Genomic DNA, 26,136 nt, shown 5'->3' with positions numbered 1-26,136 from the left:
GACAACCCCGTTACCGGCTCGCGCTTTTTGCGCGACAAAAACTGATAAAACCGTCTGCGCTCTGCGCATCCGCCAGAGCATTCTTTTTTCGTGAGGAGAGGTTATGGCGGGGAAAACCGCGCAAAAAGCGAACCTGTGGGCATTTTTCCAGCAGCTCGGTAAAACCTTTATGCTGCCCGTCGCGCTGCTGTCTTTTTGCGGCATCATGCTCGGCATTGGCAGCTCGCTGAGCAGCCGCGATGTGATAACACTGCTGCCGGTGTTGGGCCATCCGCTGCTGCAGGCCATTTTTATCTGGATGAACAAAATTGGCTCATTCGCGTTCAGTTTCCTGCCCGTGATGTTCTGCATCGCTATTCCGCTTGGACTGGCGCGTGAAGATAAAGGCGTGGCGGCTTTTTCCGGTTTTGTCGGCTATGCAGTGATGAACCTGGCGGTGAATTTCTGGCTTACCGCGCAGGGCATATTGCCCACTACCGATGCATCACTGCTCAAAGCACATAACGTGCAGAATGTGCTCGGCATCCAGTCCATTGATACCGGGATCCTCGGCGCGGTGATTGCCGGGATTATTATCTGGCGTTTACATGAACGCTTTCACACCCTGCGCCTGCCGGACGCGCTGGCCTTTTTCGGCGGGACGCGCTCGGTGCCGATTGTCACCAGCGTCGTGATGGGCGTGGTGGGGCTTGCGATCCCGCTGGTCTGGCCGTGGTTTGCCATGGCGATTAGCGGCCTGGGGCACATTATCGATCGCGCCGGAGATTTTGGGCCGATGATTTTCGGCACTGGCGAACGCCTGCTGCTGCCCTTTGGTCTGCAACATATTCTGGTGGCGTTGATCCGTTTTACGGAAGCCGGTGGAACGATGGACGTTTGTGGACACAGCGTCAGCGGTGCATTGACCATTTTCCAGGCGCAGCTTAACTGCCCGCAAACGCACGGTTTCGCCGAAAGCGCGACCCGTTTTCTCTCGCAAGGCAAGATGCCCGCGTTCCTGGGCGGCTTACCCGGCGCGGCGCTGGCGATGTACCACTGCGCACGGCCCGAAAACCGCCATAAAATAAAAGGGTTGATGATTTCCGGCGTGATTGCCTGCGTGGTGGGCGGCACTACCGAACCGATCGAATTTCTGTTCCTGTTTGTCGCCCCGGTGCTCTATTTAATTCATGCCGTGCTCACCGGGCTGGGCTTTACCGTGATGGCTGTGCTCGGCGTGACGATCGGCAACACGGATGGCAATGTGATTGATTTCATTGTCTTCGGCGTGCTGCACGGCATGGCGACGAAGTGGTATCTGGTGCCGCTGGTGGCCGCCATCTGGTTCGTCGTTTACTACGCCTTATTCCGTTTCGCGATCACCCATTTTGACCTGAAAACACCGGGGCGCGACAACGCTGTAGCGGAAAGCGCGGCCTCTGCAACGCAGGGCGTGACGGGCAAATCCGGTTATGACGTTCCTGCCCTGCTTACCGCGCTTGGCGGGGCGGATAACGTCGCAACGCTGGATAACTGCATCACCCGCTTACGCCTGTCGGTCAAGGAGATGGATAACGTCAATGTTGACGCCCTCAAGGCCAACCGCGCGATTGGCGTTATCAAAGTGAATGAACATGATTTGCAGGTGGTGATTGGGCCGCAGGTGCAGTCAGTAAAAGATGAAATGGCGCAGCTTATCAATGCGCAACGGTTTGGCACCCCGGTGGAGGCGGAATAATAAAATGACCACGGATATCTTCGATTTCGCCACTCCGGTTGACCGCCGCGGCACCTGGTGTACGCAGTGGGATTATGTCGCCGATCGCTTTGGGCGCGCGGATTTGCTTCCTTTCACCATTTCCGATATGGATTTTGCCACCGCGCCGTGCGTGATTAACGCGCTACAACAGCGGCTTACGCATGGCGTACTGGGTTACAGCCGCTGGAAAAACGAGGCGTTTCTGGGGGCTATTTCGCACTGGATGACCAGCCGCTTTAATACGCAGATCGATACTGACAGCATTGTTTATGGTCCGTCGGTTATCTGGATGATTGCCGAAATGATCCGCCAGTGGTCACAGCCGGGCGATGGCATCGTGGTTCATACCCCGGCGTATGACGCGTTTTATAAAGCCATTCAGGGGAATCAGCGGCAGTTGCTGGCCGTGCCGCTTCAACACAACAATGCAGGCTGGTTTTGCGATATGGCGCAGCTCGACGCCGTGCTGGCAAGGCCGGAGAGTAAAATCCTGCTGCTGTGCAGCCCGCAAAACCCGACCGGCAAAGTATGGACTCGCCATGAACTGGAAACCATGGCGGCGCTGTGTGAACGCCATAACGTGAAAGTGATAAGCGATGAAATTCATATGGATATGGTCTGGAGCAGCCAACCGCACATCCCCTGGTGCGCTGTCGCTCGCGGGCCGTGGGCGCTGTTTAGCTCGGCATCGAAAAGCTTTAACATTCCCGCACTGACCGGCGCGTGGGGGCTTATTGATGATGCGTCGTCGCGCAATGGCTGGCTGGAGGCGCTGAAAAACAGCAACGGCCTCTCCTCGCCGGCGGTGCTGTCGGTCGTCGCCCATATCGCCGCTTACCGCGACGGCGCGCCGTGGCTGGATGCGCTTCGTGCTTACCTGCGCGCCAATCTGGTTTATCTGGCAGAGCGTCTGAATAACGCCTTTCCTGTGCTGAACTGGCAAGTACCGGAATCCACCTATCTGGCATGGATAGATTTGCGCCCGTTAGGGATTGATGATTCCGCACTGCAAAAAGCGCTGATCGAGGAGCAAAAGGTGGCCATCATGCGCGGCGATACTTACGGCGCGGAAGGACGAGGCTTTGTGCGCCTGAATGTCGGTTGCCCACGGATGAAACTCGAACAAGGTGTGAAGGGATTAATCGCGGCATTAGCGTCGCTTTATTAAACCAGATTTGCGCAACCCGCCCTCCGGGTTGCGCAAGATAGCTTTTTACCGCCTTTTGTCTCTATAATGGCGAGCACTTTCTTAAAATAAGAGTGCGACCATGATTGATCCCAACCTGCCGTTAACTGATATTCATCGCCATCTCGACGGAAACATCCGTGCACAAACCATTCTGGATCTTGGCCGCCAGTACAATCTGCCCCTGCCTGCACAAACCCTTGAAGCACTGCGTCCGCACGTTCAGGTCACCTCTAATGAACCGGATTTGGTCAGCTTCCTTGCGAAACTCGACTGGGGTGTCAAAGTGCTGGCGTCACTGGATGCCTGTCGCCGCGTCGCTTACGAAAACATGCAGGACGCGGCGCTGAACGGGTTGCACTACGTTGAACTGCGCTTTTCGCCAGGTTATATGGCGATGACCCACAACCTGCCGGTCGCGGGCGTTGTCGAAGCGGTGATTGCCGGCGTGCGCGAAGGGAGCCGTGATTTCAATGTGCAGGTGCGCTTAATCGGCATTATGAGCCGTACCTTCGGCGAGGCCGCGTGTTTGCAGGAACTCGACGCGCTGCTGGCGCACCGCGACGGCATTACCGCGCTGGATCTGGCCGGTGATGAGCTGGGTTTCCCTGGTAGTCTTTTCCTTTCGCATTTTAACCGTGCGCGCGATGCGGGCTGGCAGATTACTGTTCATGCGGGTGAAGCCGCCGGTCCGGAAAGCATCTGGCAGGCGATTCGTGAACTCGGCGCCGTACGAATTGGCCACGGCGTGAAGGCGATCGAAGATGCCGCGCTGATGGATTTTCTCGCCGAACAACGCATCGGTATTGAATCCTGTCTGACGTCGAATATTCAGACCAGTACCGTGCCCTCCCTCGCCCGCCATCCGCTGAAAACCTTCCTTGAGCATGGCATTCTGGCGAGCATCAATACCGACGACCCGGCCGTGCAAGGTGTCGAAATTGGTCATGAATACCAGGTTGCGGCCCCGGCCGCCGGGCTGAGTCGCGAACAGATTCGCCAGGCGCAGATTAACGGGCTGGAGATGGCTTTTCTCAGCGCGGCGGAAAAACAAGCGCTGCGCGATAGGGTTGCGAAGGCGTAAGAAGAAAGAAGAAAACCGCTCACGACAATGCGTGAGCGGTGATTTTCAGGTCAGACTCAGCGTGGAACGATGTTTTGCAGATTCAATGCCCAGCTCAATCAGCTCCATTATCTGGATCGCCTGGCTGGCCGGAACCGGGTTTTCCCCCACGCCGTTAAGCGCGTCGCGAATGGCCGCGTAATAAGCCGGGTAGTTGCCCGGTAGCGTCAGCCAGTTCTCTTCCTTACGCTCTTCGCCGTCAACGCGGGTTAATACGCCGTCGCGCATGTCATAACCCCAGTCGGCCTGCGGCAACCGCGCACCACTTTTCAGGCACTCCTCCTGCGGATCCAGACCATATTTCACGTAACTGCCGCGCGAACCATGCACGATATAGCGGGCCGATTCTGCGGCCGCCAGCATAGTGCCATGCAGCACAACGCGCCGCTGCGGGTAGGCAAGCACCGCGTGAAAATAGTCTGTGGATTGCGCGCCAGGGCGTAACTGCGCCAGATCCACCGTCATCGATACCGGTAAGCCGAAAAGGTTAACCGCCTGATCGAGCAAATGCGGCGCCAAATCATACCAGATGCCGCTGCCTGGCCCACCTTGCTCGCGCCAGCGGTTACGTACCTGCGGGCGGAAACGGTCAAAATGCGACTCGAAATAGGCGACTTCGCCCAGCGCACCGTCGGCCAGCAAGGCTTTCAGCGTCAGAAAGTCACTGTCCCAGCGGCGGTTATGGAACACCGACAACACACGCCCGAGACTGCGCGCCAGCGCGTCGAGCTCACGTGCTTGTGACAGTGTCACCGTAAAGGGTTTATCCACCACCACATGTTTGCCCGCTTCCAGCGCCGCTTTGGCCAGCGGGAAATGGGTATCGTTCGGCGTGGGGATGACAATCAGGTCAATCGAGGGATCGTTAAACAGATGCTTCGGCTCAGAGACAACCGGCACGGCTGGCCAATCCGCTTTTACTTTCGCTTCGTCGCTGCTGGAAATCGCGGCCAGTTCCATTCCCGCCGTTCCGGCAATCAACGGCGCATGAAATGTTTTGCTGGCGTAGCCATAACCTATTAATCCGACACGGATATTATCGCTCATAGAGGGGTCTCTCCTTATTGGAACGTCTATTTCACACCATCTGCCAGGTGGCGACAACCGCTTCAGCAACCCATTAGCGAAACGAATGAATTTACCGCGCTCAGCCCTGGTTTCTGCCTAAAAAATCTGCTTAAATCTGCAACCGGGCGTCGGTTTTTATCGACAGCCGCAGACAAAAGTAAACATCAGGGAGTAGTAAAAGTATGGCCGGAATTTTCAATCGGATTATTGAATTAATGGGCTGGGTGGTGCTCGGCGTATCGACCATTCTTTTGGTTTTTGCCAGCCATATCGATAATTATCAGCCCCCTGAACAGAGCGTCGCGGCACAAAAGAAATAATTGCCGCCGTAAAACGCGCAAAGTGCAATTAAGCGTCATATGCTTATTGCCAGCCATGACGAAGGGCGTTAATCTTCACAGCCGGGCGTTGTTCTGGTGCCTGGTTTCACCTGAAAAGAAAACTCTTAATTTAGTGGCAGACCATTCCTGTGCTATTTACGCCCGGGTAATAATGTTTATTATTCGTACAAAATTAGCCCGCGTATATTTTCTGCCTCTTTCTTATTATATGGACACCCCTCGACATGACCGTTCAGGACTATTTATTAAAATTCCGCAAAATCAGTTCGCTTGAAAGTCTGGAAAAATTGTTTGATCACCTTAACTACACGCTGACCGACAGCGGTGAAATTATCAACATGTACCGCGCAGCCGATCATCGCCGGGCTGAACTGGTTTCTGGCGGCCGCCTGTTTGACATTGGGTGCGTTCCGCGCTCGGTATGGCGCTACGTGCAGTAACGCCGCTGGCATTCGTTGTGTAATGCTTTATACTCCTCGCCCGGCGAAACCATTCAGAGCATTAATGCCTTAACAGAGGAATACGCATGACAACGACTCCCGCAGAAAGAATCGGAGGCTGGTTACTCGGCCCTCTGGCCTGGTTGCTGGTCACGTTATTAAGCACCTCGCTGGCATTATTGCTGTATGCCACTGCCTTAATGACACCCCAGTCGGTAACGGCGCTGGGCGCACAACCGCTGAAACAAACCATACTGTGGTTCGTCTCTTTCGCCTTCGCGATCGCCATCTGGTATTACACTTTCTGGCTGGTTATCGCCTTTTTTAAACGCCGCCGCAGCGTGCCGAAGCACTATATTATCTGGCTTTTGGTCTGCGTATTGCTCTCCGTGAAAGCCTTTGCCTTCGCTCCTGTCACCGATGAACTGGCACTGCGTCAGTTACTCTTTCCGCTGCTTGCCGCCGCGTTGATGGTGCCCTATTTCAAGCGCTCAAGCCGCGTGAAAAGGACCTTTGTTAATCCGTAATAACCTTACAGTTATCCTGTTGTCGCCCGGTGCTGTTTGACCGATAATAGGCGGCTTTTTTTATTTCAGGCCACATAATGACAGACTATCTGCTGCTATTTATCGGAACGGTACTGGTCAACAACTTCGTGCTGGTGAAGTTTCTTGGCTTGTGTCCGTTTATGGGCGTTTCCAAAAAACTGGAAAGCGCAATGGGCATGGGGCTGGCGACCACCTTCGTGATGACGATGGCGTCTATCTGTGCCTGGCTCATCGATACATGGGTGCTGATCCCGCTGGATTTAGTCTATCTGCGCACGCTGGCGTTTATCCTGATTATCGCCGTGGTGGTGCAGTTCACCGAAATGGTGGTGCGCAAAACCAGCCCGGCGCTCTATCGCCTGCTGGGTATCTTCCTGCCGCTTATCACTACTAACTGCGCGGTGCTCGGCGTGGCCCTGCTCAATATCAACCTTGGGCACAACTTCATGCAGTCGGCGTTGTATGGCTTCGCCGCCGCCGTAGGGTTCTCACTGGTGATGGTGTTGTTTGCCGCGATTCGCGAACGTCTTGCCGTTGCCGATGTGCCCGCCCCCTTTCGCGGCAATGCGATTGCGTTAATCACTGCGGGCTTAATGTCTCTGGCCTTTATGGGCTTTAGTGGTCTGGTGAAACTGTAATATGAGTGCGATTTCCATAGCCGTTGCCGCACTGAGCGTGCTGGGGCTGCTGTTTGGCGTCATTCTGGGTTATGCCTCCCGCCGTTTTGCGGTTGAGGATGATCCGGTTGTTGAACGCGTTGATGAATTATTGCCGCAAAGCCAGTGCGGGCAGTGCGGCTACCCAGGCTGCCGCCCTTACGCTGAGGCGGTTGGTCTGCAGGGTGAAAAAATTAACCGCTGCGCCCCCGGCGGCGAAGCGGTGATGCTGAAAATCGCCGCGCTATTGAATGTCGATCCGCAACCCATTGATGGCGATGCCGCAGCGCTTGAGCCTGTACGCATGCTAGCGGTTATTGATGAAAACAATTGCATTGGCTGCACTAAGTGCATTCAGGCTTGTCCGGTAGACGCCATTCTCGGCGCAACGCGCGCCATGCATACGGTGATGAGCGATCTGTGCACCGGCTGTAATCTTTGCGTGGATCCGTGCCCGACGCAGTGCATTGAATTGCGTCCTGTGGAAACGACCACCCATAGCTGGAAATGGGATTTGCAGTCCATTCCGGTGCGTAATATTCCTGTGGAACACCATGCTTAAGTTATTTTCCGCTTTCCGAAAAGAGAAACTGTGGGATTTTCACGGCGGCATTCATCCGCCTGAAATGAAAACCCAATCAAACGGTACGCCGCTGCGCCAAATGCCGCTGGCGAGCCGCTTTGTGCTCCCGTTAAAGCAGCATATTGGTGCCGAAGGCGAACTGTGCGTACGCGTCGGTGACAAGGTGTTGCGTGGCCAGCCGTTGACGCGCGGCCGTGGCCGTATGTTACCTGTTCATGCGCCGACGTCCGGCACCGTGGTCGCGATTGCGCCCCACTCCACCGCACACCCCTCTGCGCTGCCAGAGATGAGCATCATTATTGAAGCGGATGGCGAAGATCGCTGGATTGAGCGCGACGGCTGGGCGGATTATCGTTCGCATAGCCATGACGAGCTGATCGAGCGCATCCACCAGTTTGGCGTAGCCGGCCTTGGTGGCGCAGGCTTCCCGACCGGAGCAAAATTGCAAGGCGGCGGCGATAAAATCGAAACATTGATTATTAACGCTGCGGAATGCGAGCCCTACATCACCGCTGATGACCGCTTAATGCAGGATTGCGCGGCGCAGATTATGGAAGGTGTGCGGATTCTGGCGCACATCCTTAGGCCGCGTCAGGTACTTATCGGTATTGAGGATAATAAACCGCAGGCGATCTCCATGATGCGTGCAGTGCTGGCGGGCAGCCACGATATTCAGTTGAAAGTCATCCCAACGAAATACCCCTCCGGTGGTGCCAAACAGCTTACGCAGATCCTCACCGGCAAGCAGGTGCCGCACGGCGGACGTTCGTCGGATATCGGTATTCTGATGCAAAACGTGGGTACCGCCTATGCGGTTAAACGCGCGGTGATCGACGGCGAACCCTTAACGGAGCGCGTTGTTACGGTGACCGGTGAAGCGGTTAGCCGACCGGGCAATGTCTGGGCGCGCCTGGGAACACCGGTGCGCCATCTGCTCGATTTCGCCGGTTTCTGCCCTTCCGCTGAGCAACTGGTGATTATGGGCGGCCCGCTGATGGGCTTCACGCTGCCGTGGCTGGATGTGCCGGTAGTAAAAATTACCAACTGCCTGTTAGCACCTTCCGCCAGCGAGATGGGCGAGCCGCAGGAAGAAAAAGGCTGCATTCGCTGCAGCGCCTGCGCCGACGCCTGCCCGGCCGATTTGCTGCCTCAGCAACTCTACTGGTTCAGCAAAGGCCAGCAGCACGACAAAGCGACGGCGCATAACCTTTCCGATTGCATCGAATGTGGTGCTTGCGCGTGGGTATGCCCAAGTAATATTCCGCTGGTGCAATATTTCCGCCAGGAGAAGGCTGAGATTTACGCCATCGCCGAGGAAGAAAAACGCAACGCCGAAGCCAAAGCGCGCTTTGAAGCGCGCCAGGCACGTCTTGAGCGCGAAAAAATCGCCCGTCAGCAGCGTCATAAACAGGCTGCGGTTCAGCCTGCGGCTAAAGATCAGCTGGCGATTGATGCCGCGCTGGCGCGCGTGCGCGAAAAACAGACGACCGCTGCCCAGCCAGTTGTCATTCAGGCCGGTGCCATGCCTGATAACAGCGAAGTGATTGCCGCGCGCGAAGCACGCAAAGCGCAGGCACGCGCCCGCCAGGCAGAAAAAGCGCAGCAGGTGGAAAACAGTGCCGCCACCAGCGAAACAGCCGATCCACGCAAAGCCGCCGTTGAAGCGGCGATTGCCCGCGCTAAAGCGCGCAAGCTCGCGCAGAGTCAGTCCGCAGAATCGACCGCAAACGCTGAGCAACCACAGGTGGATGCCGGACAGTCACCGGCTGAATCTGCACCGGTTGATCCACGCAAAGCCGCCGTTGAAGCGGCGATTGCCCGTGCCAAAGCGCGCAAGCTCGCGCAGAGCCAGTCCGCAGAATCGACCGCAAACGCTGAGCAACCTCAGGCGGACGCCGGACAGTCACCGGCTGAATCTGCACCGGTCGATCCGCGCAAAGCCGCCGTTGAAGCGGCAATAGCCCGCGCCAAAGCGCGCAAGCTCGCGCAGAGCCAGTCCGCAGAATCGACCGCAAACGCTGAGCAACCTCAGGCGGACGCCGGACAGTCACCGGCTGGATCTGCACCGGTTGATCCGCGCAAAGCCGCCGTTGAAGCGGCGATTGCCCGCGCCAAAGCGCGCAAGCTCGCGCAGAACCAGCCAGCAGAATCGACCGCAAACGCTGAGCAACCACAGGCGGACGCCGGACAGTCACCGGCTGAACCTGCACCGGTCGATCCACGCAAAGCCGCGGTTGAAGCGGCGATTGCCCGCGCCAAAGCGCGTAAGCTCGCGCAGAGCCAGCCAGCAGAATCGACCGCAAACGCTGAGCAACCTCAGGTGGACGCCGGACAGTCACCGGCTGAATCTGCACCGGTCGATCCGCGCAAAGCTGCCGTTGAAGCGGCGATTGCCCGCGCCAAAGCGCGCAAATCAGAACAACTACAAGCCGCCACGCAAACTGATGAGGTCTCGTCTTTTGCGCAGGCCGCCAATGACGACCCGCGCAAAGCCGCCGTCGCCGCAGCCATCGCCCGTGTTCAGGCGAAGAAGGCCGCACAGCAAGCCGTTAACGAGGATTAAATGGTTTTCAGAATCGCAAGTTCCCCTTACACCCATAACCAGCGCCAGACCTCACGTATCATGCTGCTGGTGACGCTCGCGGCCGTGCCGGGCATTGCTGCGCAATTGTGGTTTTTCGGTTGGGGGACGCTGATACAGCTCATTCTCGCCATTATCAGCGCACTGGCTGCCGAAGCGCTGGTACTGAAATTACGCAAGCAGAACGTTAGCGCGATCCTGGCGGACAACTCTGCCCTGTTAACCGGTCTGCTGCTGGCTATCAGTATTCCCTCTTTCGCCCCGTGGTGGATGGTGGTGCTTGGCACCGTGTTCGCTGTAGTTATCGCCAAGCAGCTTTACGGCGGTTTAGGCCATAACCCGTTTAACCCGGCGATGATTGGCTATGTGGTGCTGTTAATCTCCTTCCCGGTGCAGATGACCAGCTGGCTGCCGCCCTATGAAATCGCACGCACCGTTCCCGGCTTTATCGATGCGTTACAGGTTATTTTCACCGGTCACACTGCCGCTGGCGCAAATATGGAAACGCTGCGCATTGGTATCGATGGCGTCAGCCAGGCGACGCCGCTCGACACTTTTAAAGCTTCATTGCATGCCGGACACAGCGTCGAGCAGATCCTGCGCTCCCCTATCTATAGCGGCGTGCTGGCTGGTGCTGGCTGGCAGTGGGTCAACCTCGGTTATCTGGCCGGTGGTCTGTTCCTGCTGTGGCAGAAAACCATTCGCTGGCATATCCCGGTAAGCTTCCTGCTGACCCTGTCGATTTGCGCCACACTCGGCTGGGTTTTCGCCCCGCAGTCGCTGGCTGCGCCGCAATTGCATCTGTTCTCTGGCGCGACCATGCTCGGTGCATTTTTCATTCTGACCGATCCGGTTACCGCCTCGACCACCAACAAAGGCCGGCTGATTTTTGGCGCGCTGGCAGGCGTGCTGGTGTGGCTTATCCGCAGTTTTGGCGGCTACCCGGATGGCGTGGCCTTTGCCGTATTACTGGCAAATATTACCGTGCCGTTGATTGATTACTACACGCGTCCGCGCGTGTACGGGCATCGTTAAGGAGCCGCCATGCTAAAGACAATGCGTAAACATGGCGTGACGCTGGCGCTGTTCGCCGCGGGTTCTACCGGGCTGACCGCCGCTATAGACCAAATGACCAAAACAACGATTGCCGACCAGGCCGCGCTGCAACAAAAAGCGCTGTTTGATCAGGTGATCCCGGGCGACAGCTATAATAACTCGCTGCAACAGAGCTGTTTTCTGGTCAGCGATCCGGCGCTTGGCAAAGGACAACACCATGTGTGGATCGCCAAAAAAAATGACAAGCCGGTTGCTGCTGTCCTTGAAGCGACCGCACCGGACGGTTACTCAGGCGCCATCCAGCTGCTTGTCGGCGCAGATTTCAGCGGCACGGTGCTGGGTGTGCGGGTGACGGAGCACCATGAAACCCCGGGTCTCGGCGATAAGATTGAGCTGCGAATTTCTGACTGGATCACCCACTTCGCCGGGAAGCGGATTGACGGCGCGGCCGATAGTCACTTTGCGGTGAAAAAAGATGGCGGTGATTTTGATCAGTTTACCGGTGCGACCATTACGCCGCGCGCGGTCGTTAACGCGGTGAAACGGACCGGCCTGTACGCGATGACACTACCGGAACAGCTTTCCCGTTTACCGGGTTGTGGAGAGTAAGCGATGAGCGAAGTGAAAGAGGTTATTGTTCAGGGACTGTGGAAAAACAACTCTGCCCTGGTACAGCTACTGGGTATGTGTCCGCTGCTGGCGGTCACGTCCACTGCCACCAACGCGCTGGGTCTGGGACTGGCGACAACGCTCGTACTCACCCTGACCAACCTGTTTATCTCGCTCCTGCGCCGCTGGACGCCGGATGAGATCCGCATCCCTATCTACGTGATGATCATCGCCTCGGTGGTCAGCGCGGTACAAATGCTGATCAACGCTTATGCGTTCGGGCTTTACCAGTCACTGGGCATTTTTATTCCGCTGATCGTCACCAACTGTATCGTGGTGGGACGTGCTGAAGCGTTTGCGGCCAAAAAAGGCCCGGCACTTTCAGCACTCGATGGTTTCTCTATTGGTATGGGTGCAACCTGCGCCATGTTCGTCCTGGGTTCCCTGCGCGAGATCCTCGGTAACGGTACGCTGTTTGATGGCGCGGATGGCCTGTTAGGCGGCTGGGCGAAGGCGCTGCGCATAGAAGTGTTCCACACCGATTCCCCGTTCCTGCTGGCGATGTTGCCGCCGGGCGCGTTTATTGGCCTCGGCATGATGCTGGCGGTGAAATACCTTATCGATCAGAAAATGAAAAAACGCCGTGAAGCGGCGGCGACTGCGGAAAACGACAGCACTCAGGCCGCGCCCGGGAAGGCATAATGAATAAAGCAAAACGACTGGAAATTTTAACCCGCTTACGGGAAAACAACCCGCACCCGACTACCGAGCTGAATTTCACCTCACCGTTTGAGTTGCTGATCGCCGTACTGCTCTCCGCGCAGGCCACCGATGTCAGCGTCAATAAAGCGACAGCCCTGCTCTACCCGGTGGCAAACACGCCCAAAGCGATGCTGGAGCTGGGCGTTGAGGGCGTGAAGCAGTACATCAAAACCATCGGCTTGTTTAACAGCAAAGCGGAGAATGTCATCAAGACATGCCGTATTTTGCTGGAAAAACACAATGGCGAAGTGCCGGAAGACAGAGCCGCGCTGGAAGCGCTGCCGGGCGTCGGGCGCAAAACCGCCAATGTGGTACTTAACACCGCGTTTGGCTGGCCAACCATCGCCGTGGATACGCATATTTTTCGCGTCTCTAACCGCACACGTTTCGCGCCGGGTAAAAACGTTGAGGAAGTGGAAGAGAAGCTTTTGAAAGTGGTACCCGCTGAATTTAAAGTCGATTGCCACCACTGGCTGATCCTGCACGGGCGATACACCTGCATCGCCCGTAAGCCGCGCTGCGGCTCCTGCATTATCGAAGATCTGTGCGAGTACGACAGTAAAGTTGATAGTTAACGCCGTCAGAACGGGCGCAGTACCGCCAGCAGAATTATCACCACCACAGCGACAACAGTAATGGTGGTTGCATTACGCAAAGCGCCCATTCCCTTCACCGCTTCACCTGCCGCGATGCGACGCAGCGTGGCAGAGAGAAAACCGTGCAGGCCTGAAAGCAGCAACACTACCACCACCTTGATTATCAGCCACAGATGCGGCATTTGACCGTGCGCAACCACCATTACCGCACCAGCAACCCACAGCAGCACCATTGCAGGCGTGGTGATTTTCCGGTTCCAGCGCCGGACATCGCCCGCCAATGCGACACGCGCGGTGTTATCTGCTTGTGTAGCGCACCAGCCGGCAACAACTGCCATAACCAGCATTCCGCCTATCCAGACGATGGCCGCCGCGATATGTAACGCGTTGAGCCATGGATGAAAGTTCATAGTTTGACTCCAGTGTAATAAAGATTGCGGCAAGTCTGACAGACTCATTGTCTGCTGTCATGGATTAACACCCTGATAAGTGCGGGCACTCTCCACTTTTCGGCGGTTAGTTATACTCACTTTACCAGGTTTCCTGTGCATCCTGGTTCGCTACAGATGCAATAGTGCGGCGTACTCTCCCTCCTGTGGAACCAGTCAATCCGCAATGTGCATCGTTGAATGTTTGTTCGATTTTTATCTCTGCCGCAATCGGCTAACCCGTCGGTTACCAGGCAACAAGAGGAACTTATGCAAACCACAACGTTTACTAAAACCCCGTCGGTCACGGTGCTGGATAACCGTGGTCTGGCGGTACGCGACATCGTTTATCACCGCCATCCGGAAACGCCGGACACCACCGATGAGCGCATCACCCGCCATCAGTTTGACGCGCGCGGTTTACCGTCACAGAGTGTCGACCCGCGTCTGTATGCCGCCGGGCGTGCGAACTTTGAATTTACCTGTGATCTGAACGGCACGCCGCTGCGTACGCAGAGCGCGGATGCCGGTACGGTGGTTGTGCTCAGTGACGCTTCCGGGCGGACATTTTTACAGGTCAGCAATATTGGCTCAGGGAATGACCGTAGTGCTGCGGTGACCCGTACTTTTCAGTATGAAGAGGCAAACCTGCCGGGGCGGTTGCTCGGCATTACCGAGCAGGGAAAAGTCACTGAACGATTTATCTGGAGTGGGAATTCAGTGGATGAACAGAGCCACAATCTTGCCGGCCAGCTGGTCAGCCACTATGACCCGGCGGGTCTGCTTTCCACGGCCAGCCTTTCCCTGAACGGTGTGCCGCTTGCCGTCACCCGCCAGTTACTGCCGGACGATGCCGAAGCAGACTGGCAGGGCGCGGATGCTTCCGCGTGGAACGACCTGCTGGCGGGCGAAACCTACACCACAACCAGCACGGTGGACGCGGCCGGAAATGTACTCACCACCACCGATGCGAAAGGCAACATCCAGCGCGTGGCCTATGACGTGGCGGGGCTGCTGAAGGGAAGCTGGCTGACGGTGAATGGCGGTTCCGAGCAGATTATCGTGAAATCCCTGACCTGGTCCGCTGCCGGGCAGAAGCTGCGTGAGGAGCACGGCAACGGCGTGGTGACCACATATTCGTACGAAGCGGAAACCCAGCGGCTGGTCGGTATTAAAACGGAACGTATGACACCGGCAAAAGTGGTGCAGGACCTGCGCTACGAATACGACCCGGTGGGCAATGTGCTGGTGATTACCAACGATGCTGAGGAGACCCGTTTCTGGCGCAATCAGGAAGTGGTTCCCGAAAATCACTACACTTACGACAGCCTGTACCAGCTGGTCAGCGCCAGCGGACGCGAGATGGCCAGTGCGGTACAGCAGAACAGTAACCTGCCTGATGTCACCTCCTTCGATAACGCCACTTACACGAACTACTCCCGCACGTACACCTACGATAACGCCGGTAATCTGACACAAATCCGGCACAGCGCCCCGGCGTCCGGTAACAACTACACCACCAGCATTACCGTATCCGACCGCAGCAACCGGGCGGTACTCAGCACACTCACCGAAACCCCGGCGGATGTGGAGGTGCTGTTCACTGCCGGCGGTCAGCAGAAAGAGCTTTTACCGGGGCAGAATCTGCTGTGGACGGCGCGACAGGAACTGCAAAAAGTCACGCCCGTCACCCGCAGTGGCGCAGCGGACGACAGCGAACGTTACCGCTACGACGCCAGCAGCCAGCGCATCGTCAAAATCACCTCGCAGCTGACCGGCAACAGCACGCAGACCAGACGGGTGATTTACCTGCCGGGTCTGGAGCTGCGCAGCAGCAGCGCGGAAACCCTGCAGGTGATAACCGTCGGCGTGGCCGGACGTGCCCAGGTGCGGGTGCTGCACTGGGAAAGCGGGCAGCCCGCCGGTATCAGCAATGACGCGGTGCGCTACAGCTACGACAACCTGACCGGCAGCAGCAGTCTGGAAGTGGACGCCAGCGGCGAGCTTATCAGCCAGGAGGAGTATTACCCGTTCGGCGGCACGGCGTTATTCGCCTCGCGCAGTCAACTGGAGGCGGATTACAAGACCATCCGCTATTCAGGTAAAGAGCAGGACGGCACCGGGCTTTATTACTACGGCTACCGCTATTATCAGCCGTGGGCGGGGCGGTGGCTGAGCGCGGATCCGGCGGGTGGCATTGACGGGCTCAATCTGTTTCGCATGGTGCGCAATAACCCTGTGGCATTACATGATCCCGACGGGCTCGCGCCACGGGTCGCCTTTTTGAAGGGGAAAAGGTTGATGGAAACCGTTGATTATATTGCGAGTAAACAGTTTGGTACCCTGGAAGAGGTTCTCGCTCACCTCAAATTTATGCGACTCAATAATTATGATGAGGAGCGCATCTATACCCACTTCAAGCATTCGCGACAATATACCGGTGCCCCTGCGTCCACTCAGACCTTCAGCTACCCTGATTTATCCCCTAAAGATCAAGATGCGCTGGACTACATTGCAAACCGGGAAAATTTCTCTCACCTGTTTGTCGAATACAGCGGTGACGAAGGTTTCAGCATCGAGTCGAAAAGTTTGAAAACAGAAAATATTTTCACCAATAAGTTTCTGAAAGACGTGTGGGTATTTGCCCACAACTTCCGGGTGGAACCAGAACCCTATTTCGCGACACATATTGCGCAATATCAATACAAAGTAGCGGCTGAGAACAGCGGTTTTTTAGGCGAGATGCCAAAGAAAATCATCAGGAAAAGCGTGATAAATGAGCAAACACTGAACGAAACAGAAGGATTAACCGGAAAAACCCTGTTTGAGGCGTTTTTTCAGCGAACACCAAATGGTAAATCCACCGCCCGCATACTCGATGCTTTCAATCTCATCGCTACCGGGGTAACACGCGAAGAATCGTCGGATGATGACGAAGGACCCTCATTTATCATTGATGTCGTTTATAAAAACAATGTGGTTCAGCAGGCCAGCGCAGTGCAACAGCCGGCGGGGATTGATAAAGCGATTCGCAAAAAAGGGATGGCGCGATTGTTGCCAGGATTCCTGCGCAGAGGAACACGAAGCGAGAAAAATACGCTAGGCATAAATTAAGCAGCAAAAAACGAGTTGAAAGCTTCACGGATCTAATCCATATAACCCGTCACCGGCTGCACGTTTTTTTTCGTGCAGCCAACACGCTGCACGCAGGATTTCGCTGATTTTCCGCCATTACGTTATGTGATAAAGGTCGCATCTCTACAAAAGAGCTAAAATGGCGAATGATTGCGCACAGATCGTGATATTGAGCAAATAATCGTCCACTTATGCGTATTTAATAAGTTTATTCCTTTTTTTAGAAGAAAAAAATCCAACTGACGGCAAATTCGGTCGCTATTGCTAACACAATGTTAAAAAAGAGATTGGCGATGTATAGCAAATGGTTGCAGTGCAAACTTTAATCATGTTTTACAAGAGATATGACCAGATTGACTACATAAACCAGCCCAATACACTACCATTTAGCCAAAATAGCAGAACATATGCCTTAATGTGCAATCTAACCCCCGGACTGTAGTAGAAAAATCCACTTTTATTTCAATGATGAAATTTAACTCTGAATAACAAATAAAAACACCGAGCATTGTAATGCCCTGGATCTATGTAACAGAATATGTCAAAAGACTTGCCTGAACGCGCTGGATAGTGAACATTAACCGCCGTTTTCCCCTCCCAATATAACTATAAGCGTGATGAACTCTGGTCATTGCGCGCTGAACACCCCCGTTAATATGGGATGTAAAAAAAGAGGTATATGTGTCAACTGCAAACAAACCAACGGAAAGCGTCAGCCTGAACGCTTTTAAGCAACCGAAAGCGTTTTATCTGATCTTCTCTATCGAGTTATGGGAACGTTTTGGTTACTACGGCCTGCAAGGGATTATGGCTGTTTACCTGGTGAAACAACTGGGTATGTCAGAAGCGGACTCTATTACACTGTTCTCCTCCTTCAGCGCACTGGTTTATGGCCTGGTTGCCATCGGTGGCTGGCTGGGTGACAAAGTACTGGGCACCAAACGCGTAATCATGCTGGGCGCGATCGTGCTGGCCATCGGTTATGCGCTGGTAGCGTGGTCCGGTCATGATGCGAGCATTGTGTACATGGGCATGGCGGCAATTGCCGTGGGTAATGGTCTGTTTAAAGCCAACCCATCATCCCTGCTCTCCACCTGCTATGCGAAAGACGACCCGCGTCTGGATGGTGCATTTACCATGTACTACATGTCCGTTAACGTCGGTTCGTTCTTCTCCATGCTGGCAACCCCGTGGCTGGCTGCGAAGTTCGGCTGGAGCACTGCGTTTGGTCTGAGCGTGGTGGGTCTGCTGATCACTATCGTTAACTTCGCCTTCTGCAAACGTTGGGTGAAAAATCACGGTTCTAAACCCGATTTCGAACCGCTGCGCGTTGGCTATCTGCTGGCAACCATTGTCGGCATTGTGGCGCTGATTGCTATCGCCACCTGGCTGCTGCACAACCAGGGCATCGCGCGTATGGTGCTGGGCGTTGTGGCGCTGGGTATTATCTGCATCTTCGCCAAAGAGACTTTCGCGCTGAAAGGTGCCGCGCGTCGTAAAATGATCGTCGCCTTTATTCTGATGGTGCAAGCGATTGTCTTCTTCGTGCTCTACAGCCAGATGCCGACATCGCTGAACTTCTTCGCTATCCGTAACGTTGAGCACACGCTGTTCGGTATCGCTTTCGAACCTGAGCAGTATCAGGCGCTGAACCCGTTCTGGATCATCATTGGTAGCCCGATTCTGGCCGCTATCTATAACAAAATGGGTGATACGCTGCCGATGCCGCACAAATTCGCTATCGGTATGGTGCTGTGCTCCGGCGCGTTCCTGGTGCTGCCGCTGGGCACGAAATTCGCATCTGATGCGGGTATCGTTTCCGTAAGCTGGCTGATCGCAAGCTATGGTCTGCAAAGTATCGGTGAACTGATGATCTCTGGTCTCGGTCTGGCGATGGTTGCGCAACTGGTGCCGCAGCGTCTGATGGGCTTCATTATGGGAAGCTGGTTCCTGACCACGGCTGGCGCGAACATTATCGCCGGCTATGTGGCTAATCAGATGGCGATCCCGGAAAACGTGACCGATCCGCTGATGTCACTGAATATCTATGGCACCGTGTTCCTGCAAATTGGTATCGCGACAGCGATTATCGCTTTGCTGATGATCGTCACCGCACCGAAGCTGAACCGCATGACGCAGAGCGAAGATACCACTCGCGACACGTCGGAAACCGCTACGGCATAATCGCCGCGGGGAACTCGAATTATTCAGCCGCTAACGCAAGTTAGCGGCTTTTTTTTTATTCTGCCGCGTAATAACCTATGCCGGAAATCAGCCATAAGGAAAAGATAATGAAACTGTTTTACAAGCCGGGCGCCTGCTCTCTCGCCTCACATATTGCTCTGCGTGAGAGCGGAAAAGATGTGGATCTGGTAAGTGTTGATTTGATGAAAAAACGCCTGGAAAACGGCGATGACTTTTTTGCCATCAACCCGAAAGGACAAATCCCGGCGCTGCTGCTGGATGACAACACTCTGATTACCGAAGGCGTGGCGATTATGCAATACGTTGCTGACAGCGCGCCTGAGAGCCAGTTACTGGCACCTGTTGGCACCCTGCCGCGTTACAAAACGCTGGAGTGGCTGAACTTTATCGCAACCGAGCTGCATAAAGGCTTCACCCCGCTGTTTCGCCCGGATACACCGGAAGAGTACAAACCCACCGTACGCGCTTTGCTTGAGAAAAAATTGCACTACGTGAATGAATCCCTGAGCAATAACGCATGGATTAGCGGTGCGAACTTTACCATTGCCGACGGTTATCTGTTCACGGTTCTGCGCTGGGCGCGCGCGGTGAAATTGAATATGGAAGGTCTGTCGAATATTGATGCGTATATGGCGCGTGTTGCCGCTCGCCCTGCGGTGGCGACTGCAATGGCGGCAGAAGGTATTCAGTAGAATGTGAATGCCCGCGTACGCGCTGCTCAGCGGGCAACAATAAAGGCGGGGATCCCCGCCTTTTTTACAGCAATGTCGCGCTAAAAAGATGCTCAGGTTGCGCAATTCTGTCCTGCGCCGCGACCACCTGCAGTTCATACTCCTGCAAATTTTTGGTCGCCAGCATAATTTCATACACCGCCGCCGTTACGTGTTCGAGCGCTTCACGTACGCTCGCCCCCTGCAACAATTTCACCAGTAACAATCCGCTGGTCACATCACCCACGCCGACAGGCTGACGTGCGCCAAAATCCACCAGCGGACGGCTAATGTGCCAGGCTTCACTGGACGTCACCAGCAACATTTCAAAGCGATCGGCGCTCAGTCCCGCGCGCGCCAGGTGTTTCACCAGCACGATTTGCGGCCCCTGCGCAATCAGCTCGCGTGCCGCAGCCACTGCGTCCTCCACCGTGTGGACCGCATGCTCGCAGAGGATCTCCAGCTCAATCAGATTGGGCGCAATGATATCGCTGGCAGGCAAGGCGTGGCGGACATGAAACTCGGCAACCCCTGGCGCAACGATGCAGCCTTTCTCCGGATGCCCCATGACCGGATCGCAGAAATACTTCGCCTGCGGGTTGGCTGCTTTCACCTGGCGGACGATCCCAAGAATATGCTCTCCCTGCTCTGCCGAACCCAGATAACCACTCAGCACCGCGTCGCAGCGTTTCAGTTGGTCAATTGCCGCAATGCCCTGCACAATTTCGGTCAGATGGGCTGGCGGCATAACGCTGCCGGTCCATTTGCCGTACTGGGTATGGTTAGAAAACTGCACCGTGTTCAGCGGCCAGACGTTAGCGCCCAGGCGGCGCATCGGAAACTCGGCGGCACTATTCCCCGCATGACCAAAGACCACATGCGATTGAATGGCGAGGATATTCTTCATTGTTGGTAGCCTTGCAAAAGTCGAGCAATAAAAAGAAGGGAGTGATTTCTCACTCCCTTCGGCAGGTCTGTTTTTATTTCCAGCAGATCAAGCAGTAGTTTTTCTTACCGCGGCGCAACAGCGTGTAGCGGCCGAACAGGCGATCGCCATCAGTGAAGAAATACTCCGGATCGGATTGTTTTTCGCCGTTGATGGTAACAGCGTTAGACGCGATGGTTTTACGCGCCTGGCCGCGGGACGGCTGCAGCTCAGAGTCAACCAGCGCCTGCATCAGATCGGCACCTTTTTCCATCTCAACCATCGGTACGCCATCCTGCGCCAGCTGTTCAAAATCGGCTTCGCTCAAATCACTCAGCGTACCGTTGAACAGGCTTTCAGTGATGCGTTTAGCGGCGGTTAACCCCTCTTCGCCGTGAACCAGACGCGTCACCTGCTCAGCCAGCACATATTGCGCACGCGGCGCTTTACCGCTGTTTTTGTCTTCTTCTTCCAGCGCGTTAATTTCCGCGATGTCCATAAAGGTGAAGAACTTCAGGAAGCGGTAAACGTCCGCGTCGGCGGTGTTGATCCAGAACTGGTAGAACTTATACGGACTGGTTTTCTTCGGATCGAGCCACACCGCGCCGCCTTCGGTTTTACCAAATTTGGTGCCATCGGCTTTGGTGATCAGCGGAACCGTCAGGCCAAACACCTGATTTTGGTGCAGGCGGCGAGTCAGATCGATACCCGACGTGATGTTACCCCACTGGTCGGAGCCGCCAATTTGCAGCACGACATTATGCAGTTCGTTCAGGCAGGCAAAGTCGTAACCCTGCAGCAGGTTGTAGGAAAACTCGGTGAACGAGATGCCGACATCATCGCGGTTCAGGCGCTGCTTGACCGCTTCTTTGTTAATCATCTGGTTAACAGAGAAGTGTTTGCCGATATCGCGCAGGAAGGTCAGCACGTTCATGCTGCCAAACCAGTCGTAGTTATTTGCAGCGATAGCGGAGTTGTCGCCACAGTCGAAATCGAGGAACGGTGCAACCTGTTTGCGGATTTTATCCACCCACTCCTGCACGGTGTCTTCAGTGTTCAGTTTACGCTCAGTGGCTTTAAAGCTCGGGTCGCCAATCAGACCGGTCGCGCCACCCACCAGCGCTACTGGCTTGTGGCCAGCCTGCTGGAAGCGTTTCAGGCATAACAATGGAACCAGATGCCCCAAATGCAAGCTGTCAGCGGTGGGATCGAAGCCGCAATAGAGCGCGATCGGGCCCTGCGCCAGTCGCTCTGCTAACGCTTCCTCATCCGTCACCTGAGCCACGAGGCCCCGCTCTTGCAATTGTTTAATCAAGTTACTGCTTGCCATCAAAATCTCCATGTATAAAACGGACTGCACCTTTGCCGGTACACGACTTTTCGCCAGATGCGAAAGGATACTTCATGGGGGGCAGATAGAATAAAGCGCCGGAACACGGAGTGCCAGCGCTTATAGCAACATTTTTCAGGGTTTACGGCGCGAGGCGGTCAATTTTCCACGCATCATTCTCGCGCTGGTATAAAAAACGGTCATGCAGTCGATTGGCACCGCCTTGCCAGAACTCCATCTGGTCAATACTGACGCGATAGCCGCCCCAGAAACTGGGTAACGGGATTTCGCCCTGCTGGAACTTTTGCTTCAGTTCAAGGAACTTGCTTTCCAGAATGCCGCGCGCGGAGATGCGGCTCGATTGTTTCGATACCCAGGCGCCGATTTGGCTGTCACGCGGGCGGCTGTGGAAATACTTCATCACTTCGAGCGTTGAAAGCCGCTCCGCTTTGCCGGTGACCATCACCTGGCGATCCAGCATATGCCATGGGAACAGCAGACTGACAGCAGGGTTGTTTTCAATGTGATGCGCTTTACGGCTGCCAAGGTTGGTATAGAACACCAGCCCTTTTTCATCATAATGCTTGAGCAATACGATACGCTGGTAAGGTTGGCCGTTCTCATCCACTGTCGCCACGACCATTGCAGTCGGGTCAACGAGTTGAGCTTCACAGGCCTGCCCCAGCCAGCGTTCAAATAATGCCAACGGTTCGGCGGGAAGGTCGCCGCGACGCAGACCACCTTTGGTGTATTCACGGCGCAGATGCGCGATTTGCTGCAATTGATCGTTATCAGACATGGCGTTAGCGAAAGTAATCATCAGGTGGGGCTATTATGCGCCCCCCTGTGAAAATCTCAACGCTGCGGAATAAGCTGGCAATTATTCAGTACGATGCGATCGCGCTTGTAGACGGTCGCACTCTCACCCTTCGACCAGAAAACGTAGACGCCATCCGTGTAACGTGCGCCGGAGGCTGAAAGCCCTTGCTGTAAGGTCAGCAATTTATCATCCCAGACAAAACTCGCCTGCTGGCGGGTGTTATTAATTTTCACGGTGAGCGGTTTTTCGTCGCACTGGTAAACCAGCGTATCGGTATGCATGCGTTCTACAAACTGATTGTAATAGCTGCATCCGGCAAGCAGTGCGGGCAGACAGGCGATGACTATTTTTTTCATAGAGTATTCCCGGGACGGTCCTGGTCACGGAGGGCGAAACGCCCTCCCTAAGCCTGGTCAGTCTAGCCCGGTGCAACTAAAGTGAAATGCGGTTAACTCTGATTCTGCCGAGGGTTAGCAGGGTAAATCGCGCCGAGCACCGAGGCAGCGGACGCGCCGGTGACGGAGGGCAGATTGCCAGGCAGTCCGGCCAGGGTCCGCCACGCAAGCCAGGCAAACGCCAGCGCTTCCATATCGTCGCCGCTGATACCGGCTTCATCCGTGGTGGTGACTTCTGTACCTGGCAAAAGCCCCGCCAGACGCGCCATGACCAGCGGATTTCGATTCCCCCCACCGCAGACCAGCAGGCGTTCACAACCGCCACTGAGCAGCACCTGCTCGGAAATTGTCACCGCCGTCAGTTCAGCCAGCGTGGCCTGCACATCGCTGGCGCTTAACCCCGGGAAGTGCGCCAGGTGGCGTTCCAGCCAGCTGTAGTTAAAGTATTCACGACCGGTGCTTTTCGGTGCAGGCGTGGCAAAGTAGGCATCGCTTAGCATGTTTTGCAGGAGCGGCAGCACCACTTTGCCTTCGCTCGCCCACTGCGCATCTTTGTCGTAGGGTTTGCCTTTTTGCCGCCAAATCCATGCGTCCATGAGCATATTGCCAGGTCCGGTGTCATAGCCTCTGACCGGCTGGCCGGGGATCAGAAGCGATAAATTGGCGATGCCACCAATGTTGAGCACCATGCGCCGTTCTACCGGGTGCGCCAGCAGTGCATGGTGAAAGGCCGGCACCAGCGGCGCGCCCTGCCCGCCAAGCGCGATATCACGGCGGCGAAAATCACCGACCACCGTCACCCCCGTACGCGCCGCGATGTGGTTATTGTCACCAATCTGCAAAGTATGCGGCGCAATGCCTGTCGGCTCATGCCAGACGGTTTGCCCGTGACAGCCAATCGCGACGATATCTTCCGGGTGGAGTTGCTCTCGGTCCATTAACGCCAGCACCGCGTCGGCAAACAACTTGCCCAGTTGGGTATCCAGCCGCCCCAGTTGCGAAAGTGTAAGTTGCTGTCCCTGGCAAATGCCAAGAATCGCCTCTTTTAACGGCAGCGGAATCGGAAACGTCAGGCTCGCTTGCTGCGCGACCATGGTTTCATCGATTGCCGCCAGCACCACATCAACCCCATCCAGACTTGTTCCAGACATCACCCCAATGTAGCGACCCGATTTCATACGCCTTCCTTTAATGCATGACCGAAGGGCACCACTCCACCATAAAGCGGGGGTTAACGCCATCGGCTGCAAACACTTTTTAACAATCGGATGATTTTCCGTTAAGTGAAATTACGCCGTGCTGCGCTTATAATCGCTTCGTTTAAATCTGGTTAAACTCGCGTTGATTATTATTTTGCCGGGATTTGGCAGAAGATATGACCTGGTATTGCTAAAATGCCATATAATTTAACCATGTCGGATGCCCGCAAGGGCGTTTCATGGTGAACAGGAGATTCATAAATGATGTTACGTGCACTGGCAGTTTCGCTGATTGGTTTTACTTTGGCTGGCTGCGTGAATAATGACACGCTTTCCGGTGATGTCTACTCTGCATCCGAAGCTAAACAGGTGCAGAATGTCACTTACGGCACCATTGTTAACGTCCGTCCGGTACAGATTCAGGGTGGCGACGAAAACAATGTTATCGGCGCGCTTGGCGGTGCAGTGCTGGGTGGTTTCCTTGGCAATACTGTTGGCGGCGGCACGGGACGTTCTCTCGCCACCGCAGCAGGCGCGGTAGCCGGTGGTGTTGCAGGGCAATCCGTCCAGGGTTCACTGAATAAAACGCAGGGTGTTGAGCTGGAAATTCGTAAAGATGATGGCAACACCATTATGGTCGTGCAGAAACAGGGCAACACCCGTTTCTCCGCAGGCCAGCGCGTCGTGATGGCAAGCAACGGTCGTCAGATTACCGTTTCCCCGCGTTAATTCCCGCATTAGGTGGTCACGCCAGTGGCCGCCCTTTCATATTGCCGATACTGAATGTTGATGTAAAAAAGCCTTGCGGATGCAAGGCTTTGCTGGTCAGTCTCGCGACTGAAGCTCATTGATGTTTTGTTCCAGTCGGGCAATCATTTTAATCAACTGATCGAGTTCTTCCGCAGAGATCCCGGAAAGTATTTCCCCCCGGGTTTTACGAATAACCGTCTCCATTTCTTCAATGATTGGGTCCGCTTTTTCTGTCAATTTGATCCGCTTTGCCCGGCGATCGTTGGCGCAGGTCTGGCGAGAAATAAGGCCTTTCTCTTCCAGTTGATCCAGCGTACGCACCAGCGAAGGCTGCTCAATGCCAATCGCTTTTGCCAGTTGAATTTGCGACTGATCGGGCGGCAGCTGATGAATATTATGCAGCGTTACCCAGTGAGTCTGCGTTAATTCCAGAGGTTTCAGGCGATGGTCAATCAAAGCGCGCCAGACGCGCACTAAGCGTGCCAGATCAGAACCTAATGGCGATTCCAATTTCATCTCCTTATAATTAGCTTGCTAAGTTATTATACTCATTTTAGAATAGTTTGCAGTATTTATATTGGTAAAACAAATGTATTGCGGTTCTCGCCGGGGCTTACGCTGAGATTCCACCTGCCTTAGCAACACGCAGTGGTTGGTACTTATCTAATGATAATCATCAATCTGGCGATCCGTTAGGTTGCACAGGACACAAAGTGTGAAGTTGAATTCAAGTTTCCCGAACTTACCCCTGCAAGATCTGATTTTTGGCGCATCGGTCTATTTCCCTCCCGTATTTAAAGTGGTCATGCTGGGCTTTTTGTTCTGGCTTATTGCGCATCGCCTGTTGCGCGGGTGGATTTATGCGGGTGATATCTGGCACCCCATCCTGATGGATCTCTCCTTGTTTGTTATTGCGCTGAGCCTCGCCCTCGGCTTGCTAATTGTGTGGTAA

General features: G+C 55.1%; 26 protein-coding genes. 18 read left to right on the top strand and 8 right to left on the bottom strand.

Annotated features, from left to right (window positions below):
• The first annotated feature begins 103 nt into the window (after positions 1 to 103).
• The 3 genes from malX (at position 104) to add (ending at position 4,008) form a co-directional block, all read left to right on the top strand.
• Positions 104 to 1,717: a maltose/glucose-specific PTS transporter subunit IIBC gene (malX, locus tag O3S68_RS04555; RefSeq protein WP_097407758.1), complete on the top strand. Its 1,614-nt coding sequence runs from the start codon at positions 104 to 106 to the stop codon at positions 1,715 to 1,717.
• Between the two features lie 4 nt (positions 1,718 to 1,721).
• The gene (locus O3S68_RS04550) at positions 1,722 to 2,906 is read left to right on the top strand and encodes a MalY/PatB family protein (RefSeq protein ID WP_269230881.1); all 1,185 of its coding nucleotides are present in this window, start codon (positions 1,722 to 1,724) and stop codon (positions 2,904 to 2,906) included.
• A gap of 100 nt (positions 2,907 to 3,006) precedes the next feature.
• Positions 3,007 to 4,008 carry an adenosine deaminase gene (gene add, locus O3S68_RS04545; RefSeq protein WP_269230880.1) on the top strand — a complete coding sequence of 334 codons (1,002 nt, stop codon included), beginning with the start codon at positions 3,007 to 3,009 and terminating at the stop codon, positions 4,006 to 4,008.
• A 45-nt stretch (positions 4,009 to 4,053) separates the two neighbouring features.
• On the opposite strand, the gene O3S68_RS04540 is transcribed toward add, so the two are convergent.
• The gene (locus O3S68_RS04540) at positions 4,054 to 5,094 is read right to left on the bottom strand and encodes an oxidoreductase (RefSeq protein ID WP_016496262.1); all 1,041 of its coding nucleotides are present in this window, start codon (positions 5,092 to 5,094) and stop codon (positions 4,054 to 4,056) included.
• A 203-nt stretch (positions 5,095 to 5,297) separates the two neighbouring features.
• Between O3S68_RS04540 and blr the strand changes: the two genes are divergently transcribed.
• From blr to nth, 10 genes are all read left to right on the top strand, one after another.
• A complete protein-coding gene (blr, locus tag O3S68_RS04535; protein ID WP_016496263.1) occupies positions 5,298 to 5,435 on the top strand; it encodes a division septum protein Blr in 138 nt (45 codons plus the stop codon).
• Positions 5,436 to 5,680: 245 nt separating this feature from the next.
• Positions 5,681 to 5,896: a transcription modulator YdgT gene (gene ydgT, locus O3S68_RS04530; protein ID WP_016496264.1), complete on the top strand. Its 216-nt coding sequence runs from the start codon at positions 5,681 to 5,683 to the stop codon at positions 5,894 to 5,896.
• Positions 5,897 to 5,982: 86 nt separating this feature from the next.
• A complete protein-coding gene (locus O3S68_RS04525) occupies positions 5,983 to 6,423 on the top strand; it encodes a DUF2569 domain-containing protein (RefSeq protein WP_016496265.1) in 441 nt (146 codons plus the stop codon).
• Positions 6,424 to 6,500: 77 nt separating this feature from the next.
• On the top strand, positions 6,501 to 7,082 hold the full coding sequence (gene rsxA, locus O3S68_RS04520) for an electron transport complex subunit RsxA (RefSeq protein WP_016496266.1): 582 nt from the start codon (positions 6,501 to 6,503) through the stop codon (positions 7,080 to 7,082).
• A 1-nt stretch (position 7,083) separates the two neighbouring features.
• Positions 7,084 to 7,662 (top strand): electron transport complex subunit RsxB, encoded by a 579-nt coding sequence (gene rsxB / locus O3S68_RS04515; RefSeq protein ID WP_016496267.1) that lies wholly within the window; start codon positions 7,084 to 7,086, stop codon positions 7,660 to 7,662.
• On the top strand, positions 7,655 to 10,246 hold the full coding sequence (rsxC, locus tag O3S68_RS04510) for an electron transport complex subunit RsxC (RefSeq protein ID WP_269230879.1): 2,592 nt from the start codon (positions 7,655 to 7,657) through the stop codon (positions 10,244 to 10,246). The genes rsxB and rsxC overlap by 8 nt, the downstream gene beginning before the upstream one ends.
• Entirely contained in the window at positions 10,247 to 11,299 is a 1,053-nt protein-coding gene (gene rsxD, locus O3S68_RS04505) for an electron transport complex subunit RsxD (protein ID WP_269230878.1), read from the top strand.
• Positions 11,300 to 11,308: 9 nt separating this feature from the next.
• On the top strand, positions 11,309 to 11,929 hold the full coding sequence (gene rsxG / locus O3S68_RS04500; RefSeq protein WP_269230877.1) for an electron transport complex subunit RsxG: 621 nt from the start codon (positions 11,309 to 11,311) through the stop codon (positions 11,927 to 11,929).
• A 3-nt stretch (positions 11,930 to 11,932) separates the two neighbouring features.
• A complete protein-coding gene (locus O3S68_RS04495) occupies positions 11,933 to 12,631 on the top strand; it encodes an electron transport complex subunit E (RefSeq protein ID WP_016496271.1) in 699 nt (232 codons plus the stop codon).
• Positions 12,631 to 13,266, top strand: coding sequence for an endonuclease III (gene nth, locus O3S68_RS04490; protein ID WP_016496272.1), 636 nt, complete (start codon positions 12,631 to 12,633; stop codon positions 13,264 to 13,266). The genes O3S68_RS04495 and nth overlap by 1 nt, the downstream gene beginning before the upstream one ends.
• Before the next feature lie 5 nt (positions 13,267 to 13,271).
• Here the strand turns inward: nth and O3S68_RS04485 are convergent, their stop codons facing one another.
• Positions 13,272 to 13,697 carry a CopD family protein gene (locus tag O3S68_RS04485; RefSeq protein ID WP_269230876.1) on the bottom strand — a complete coding sequence of 142 codons (426 nt, stop codon included), beginning with the start codon at positions 13,695 to 13,697 and terminating at the stop codon, positions 13,272 to 13,274.
• A gap of 288 nt (positions 13,698 to 13,985) precedes the next feature.
• Between O3S68_RS04485 and O3S68_RS04480 the strand changes: the two genes are divergently transcribed.
• From O3S68_RS04480 to gstA, 3 genes are all read left to right on the top strand, one after another.
• Complete coding sequence (locus tag O3S68_RS04480) at positions 13,986 to 16,829, top strand: RHS repeat protein (protein ID WP_269230875.1); 2,844 nt, start codon at positions 13,986 to 13,988, stop codon at positions 16,827 to 16,829.
• A 702-nt stretch (positions 16,830 to 17,531) separates the two neighbouring features.
• Positions 17,532 to 19,034, top strand: coding sequence for a dipeptide/tripeptide permease DtpA (gene dtpA / locus O3S68_RS04475; protein WP_016496276.1), 1,503 nt, complete (start codon positions 17,532 to 17,534; stop codon positions 19,032 to 19,034).
• Between the two features lie 107 nt (positions 19,035 to 19,141).
• Positions 19,142 to 19,747: a glutathione transferase GstA gene (gstA, locus tag O3S68_RS04470; RefSeq protein WP_045511420.1), complete on the top strand. Its 606-nt coding sequence runs from the start codon at positions 19,142 to 19,144 to the stop codon at positions 19,745 to 19,747.
• 64 nt (positions 19,748 to 19,811) lie between these two features.
• On the opposite strand, the gene pdxY is transcribed toward gstA, so the two are convergent.
• The 5 genes from pdxY to anmK form a co-directional block, all read right to left on the bottom strand.
• On the bottom strand, positions 19,812 to 20,672 hold the full coding sequence (gene pdxY / locus O3S68_RS04465; RefSeq protein WP_269230874.1) for a pyridoxal kinase PdxY: 861 nt from the start codon (positions 20,670 to 20,672) through the stop codon (positions 19,812 to 19,814).
• A gap of 73 nt (positions 20,673 to 20,745) precedes the next feature.
• Complete coding sequence (gene tyrS, locus O3S68_RS04460; protein WP_016496279.1) at positions 20,746 to 22,020, bottom strand: tyrosine--tRNA ligase; 1,275 nt, start codon at positions 22,018 to 22,020, stop codon at positions 20,746 to 20,748.
• Positions 22,021 to 22,162: 142 nt separating this feature from the next.
• Positions 22,163 to 22,819 carry a pyridoxamine 5'-phosphate oxidase gene (gene pdxH / locus O3S68_RS04455; protein WP_044489665.1) on the bottom strand — a complete coding sequence of 219 codons (657 nt, stop codon included), beginning with the start codon at positions 22,817 to 22,819 and terminating at the stop codon, positions 22,163 to 22,165.
• A gap of 56 nt (positions 22,820 to 22,875) precedes the next feature.
• The gene (gene mliC, locus O3S68_RS04450; protein WP_016496281.1) at positions 22,876 to 23,196 is read right to left on the bottom strand and encodes a C-type lysozyme inhibitor; all 321 of its coding nucleotides are present in this window, start codon (positions 23,194 to 23,196) and stop codon (positions 22,876 to 22,878) included.
• A gap of 92 nt (positions 23,197 to 23,288) precedes the next feature.
• On the bottom strand, positions 23,289 to 24,413 hold the full coding sequence (anmK, locus tag O3S68_RS04445; RefSeq protein WP_269230873.1) for an anhydro-N-acetylmuramic acid kinase: 1,125 nt from the start codon (positions 24,411 to 24,413) through the stop codon (positions 23,289 to 23,291).
• A gap of 282 nt (positions 24,414 to 24,695) precedes the next feature.
• Between anmK and slyB the strand changes: the two genes are divergently transcribed.
• Positions 24,696 to 25,163: an outer membrane lipoprotein SlyB gene (gene slyB, locus O3S68_RS04440; RefSeq protein WP_016496283.1), complete on the top strand. Its 468-nt coding sequence runs from the start codon at positions 24,696 to 24,698 to the stop codon at positions 25,161 to 25,163.
• Between the two features lie 96 nt (positions 25,164 to 25,259).
• Here slyB and slyA read toward each other — a convergent pair whose 3' ends face one another.
• Positions 25,260 to 25,700: a transcriptional regulator SlyA gene (gene slyA / locus O3S68_RS04435; RefSeq protein WP_016496284.1), complete on the bottom strand. Its 441-nt coding sequence runs from the start codon at positions 25,698 to 25,700 to the stop codon at positions 25,260 to 25,262.
• Between the two features lie 199 nt (positions 25,701 to 25,899).
• On the opposite strand from slyA, the gene O3S68_RS04430 reads away from it, so the two are divergent.
• Positions 25,900 to 26,136, top strand: coding sequence for a DUF1656 domain-containing protein (locus O3S68_RS04430; protein ID WP_086869374.1), 237 nt, complete (start codon positions 25,900 to 25,902; stop codon positions 26,134 to 26,136).

It is taken from the genome of Kosakonia sp. SOY2, from assembly GCF_027109175.1.
GTDB lineage: Bacteria > Pseudomonadota > Gammaproteobacteria > Enterobacterales > Enterobacteriaceae > Kosakonia.
The sequence above is the reverse complement of the archived record's forward strand: the minus strand, read 5'-3'. Positions and strand labels throughout refer to the sequence as shown.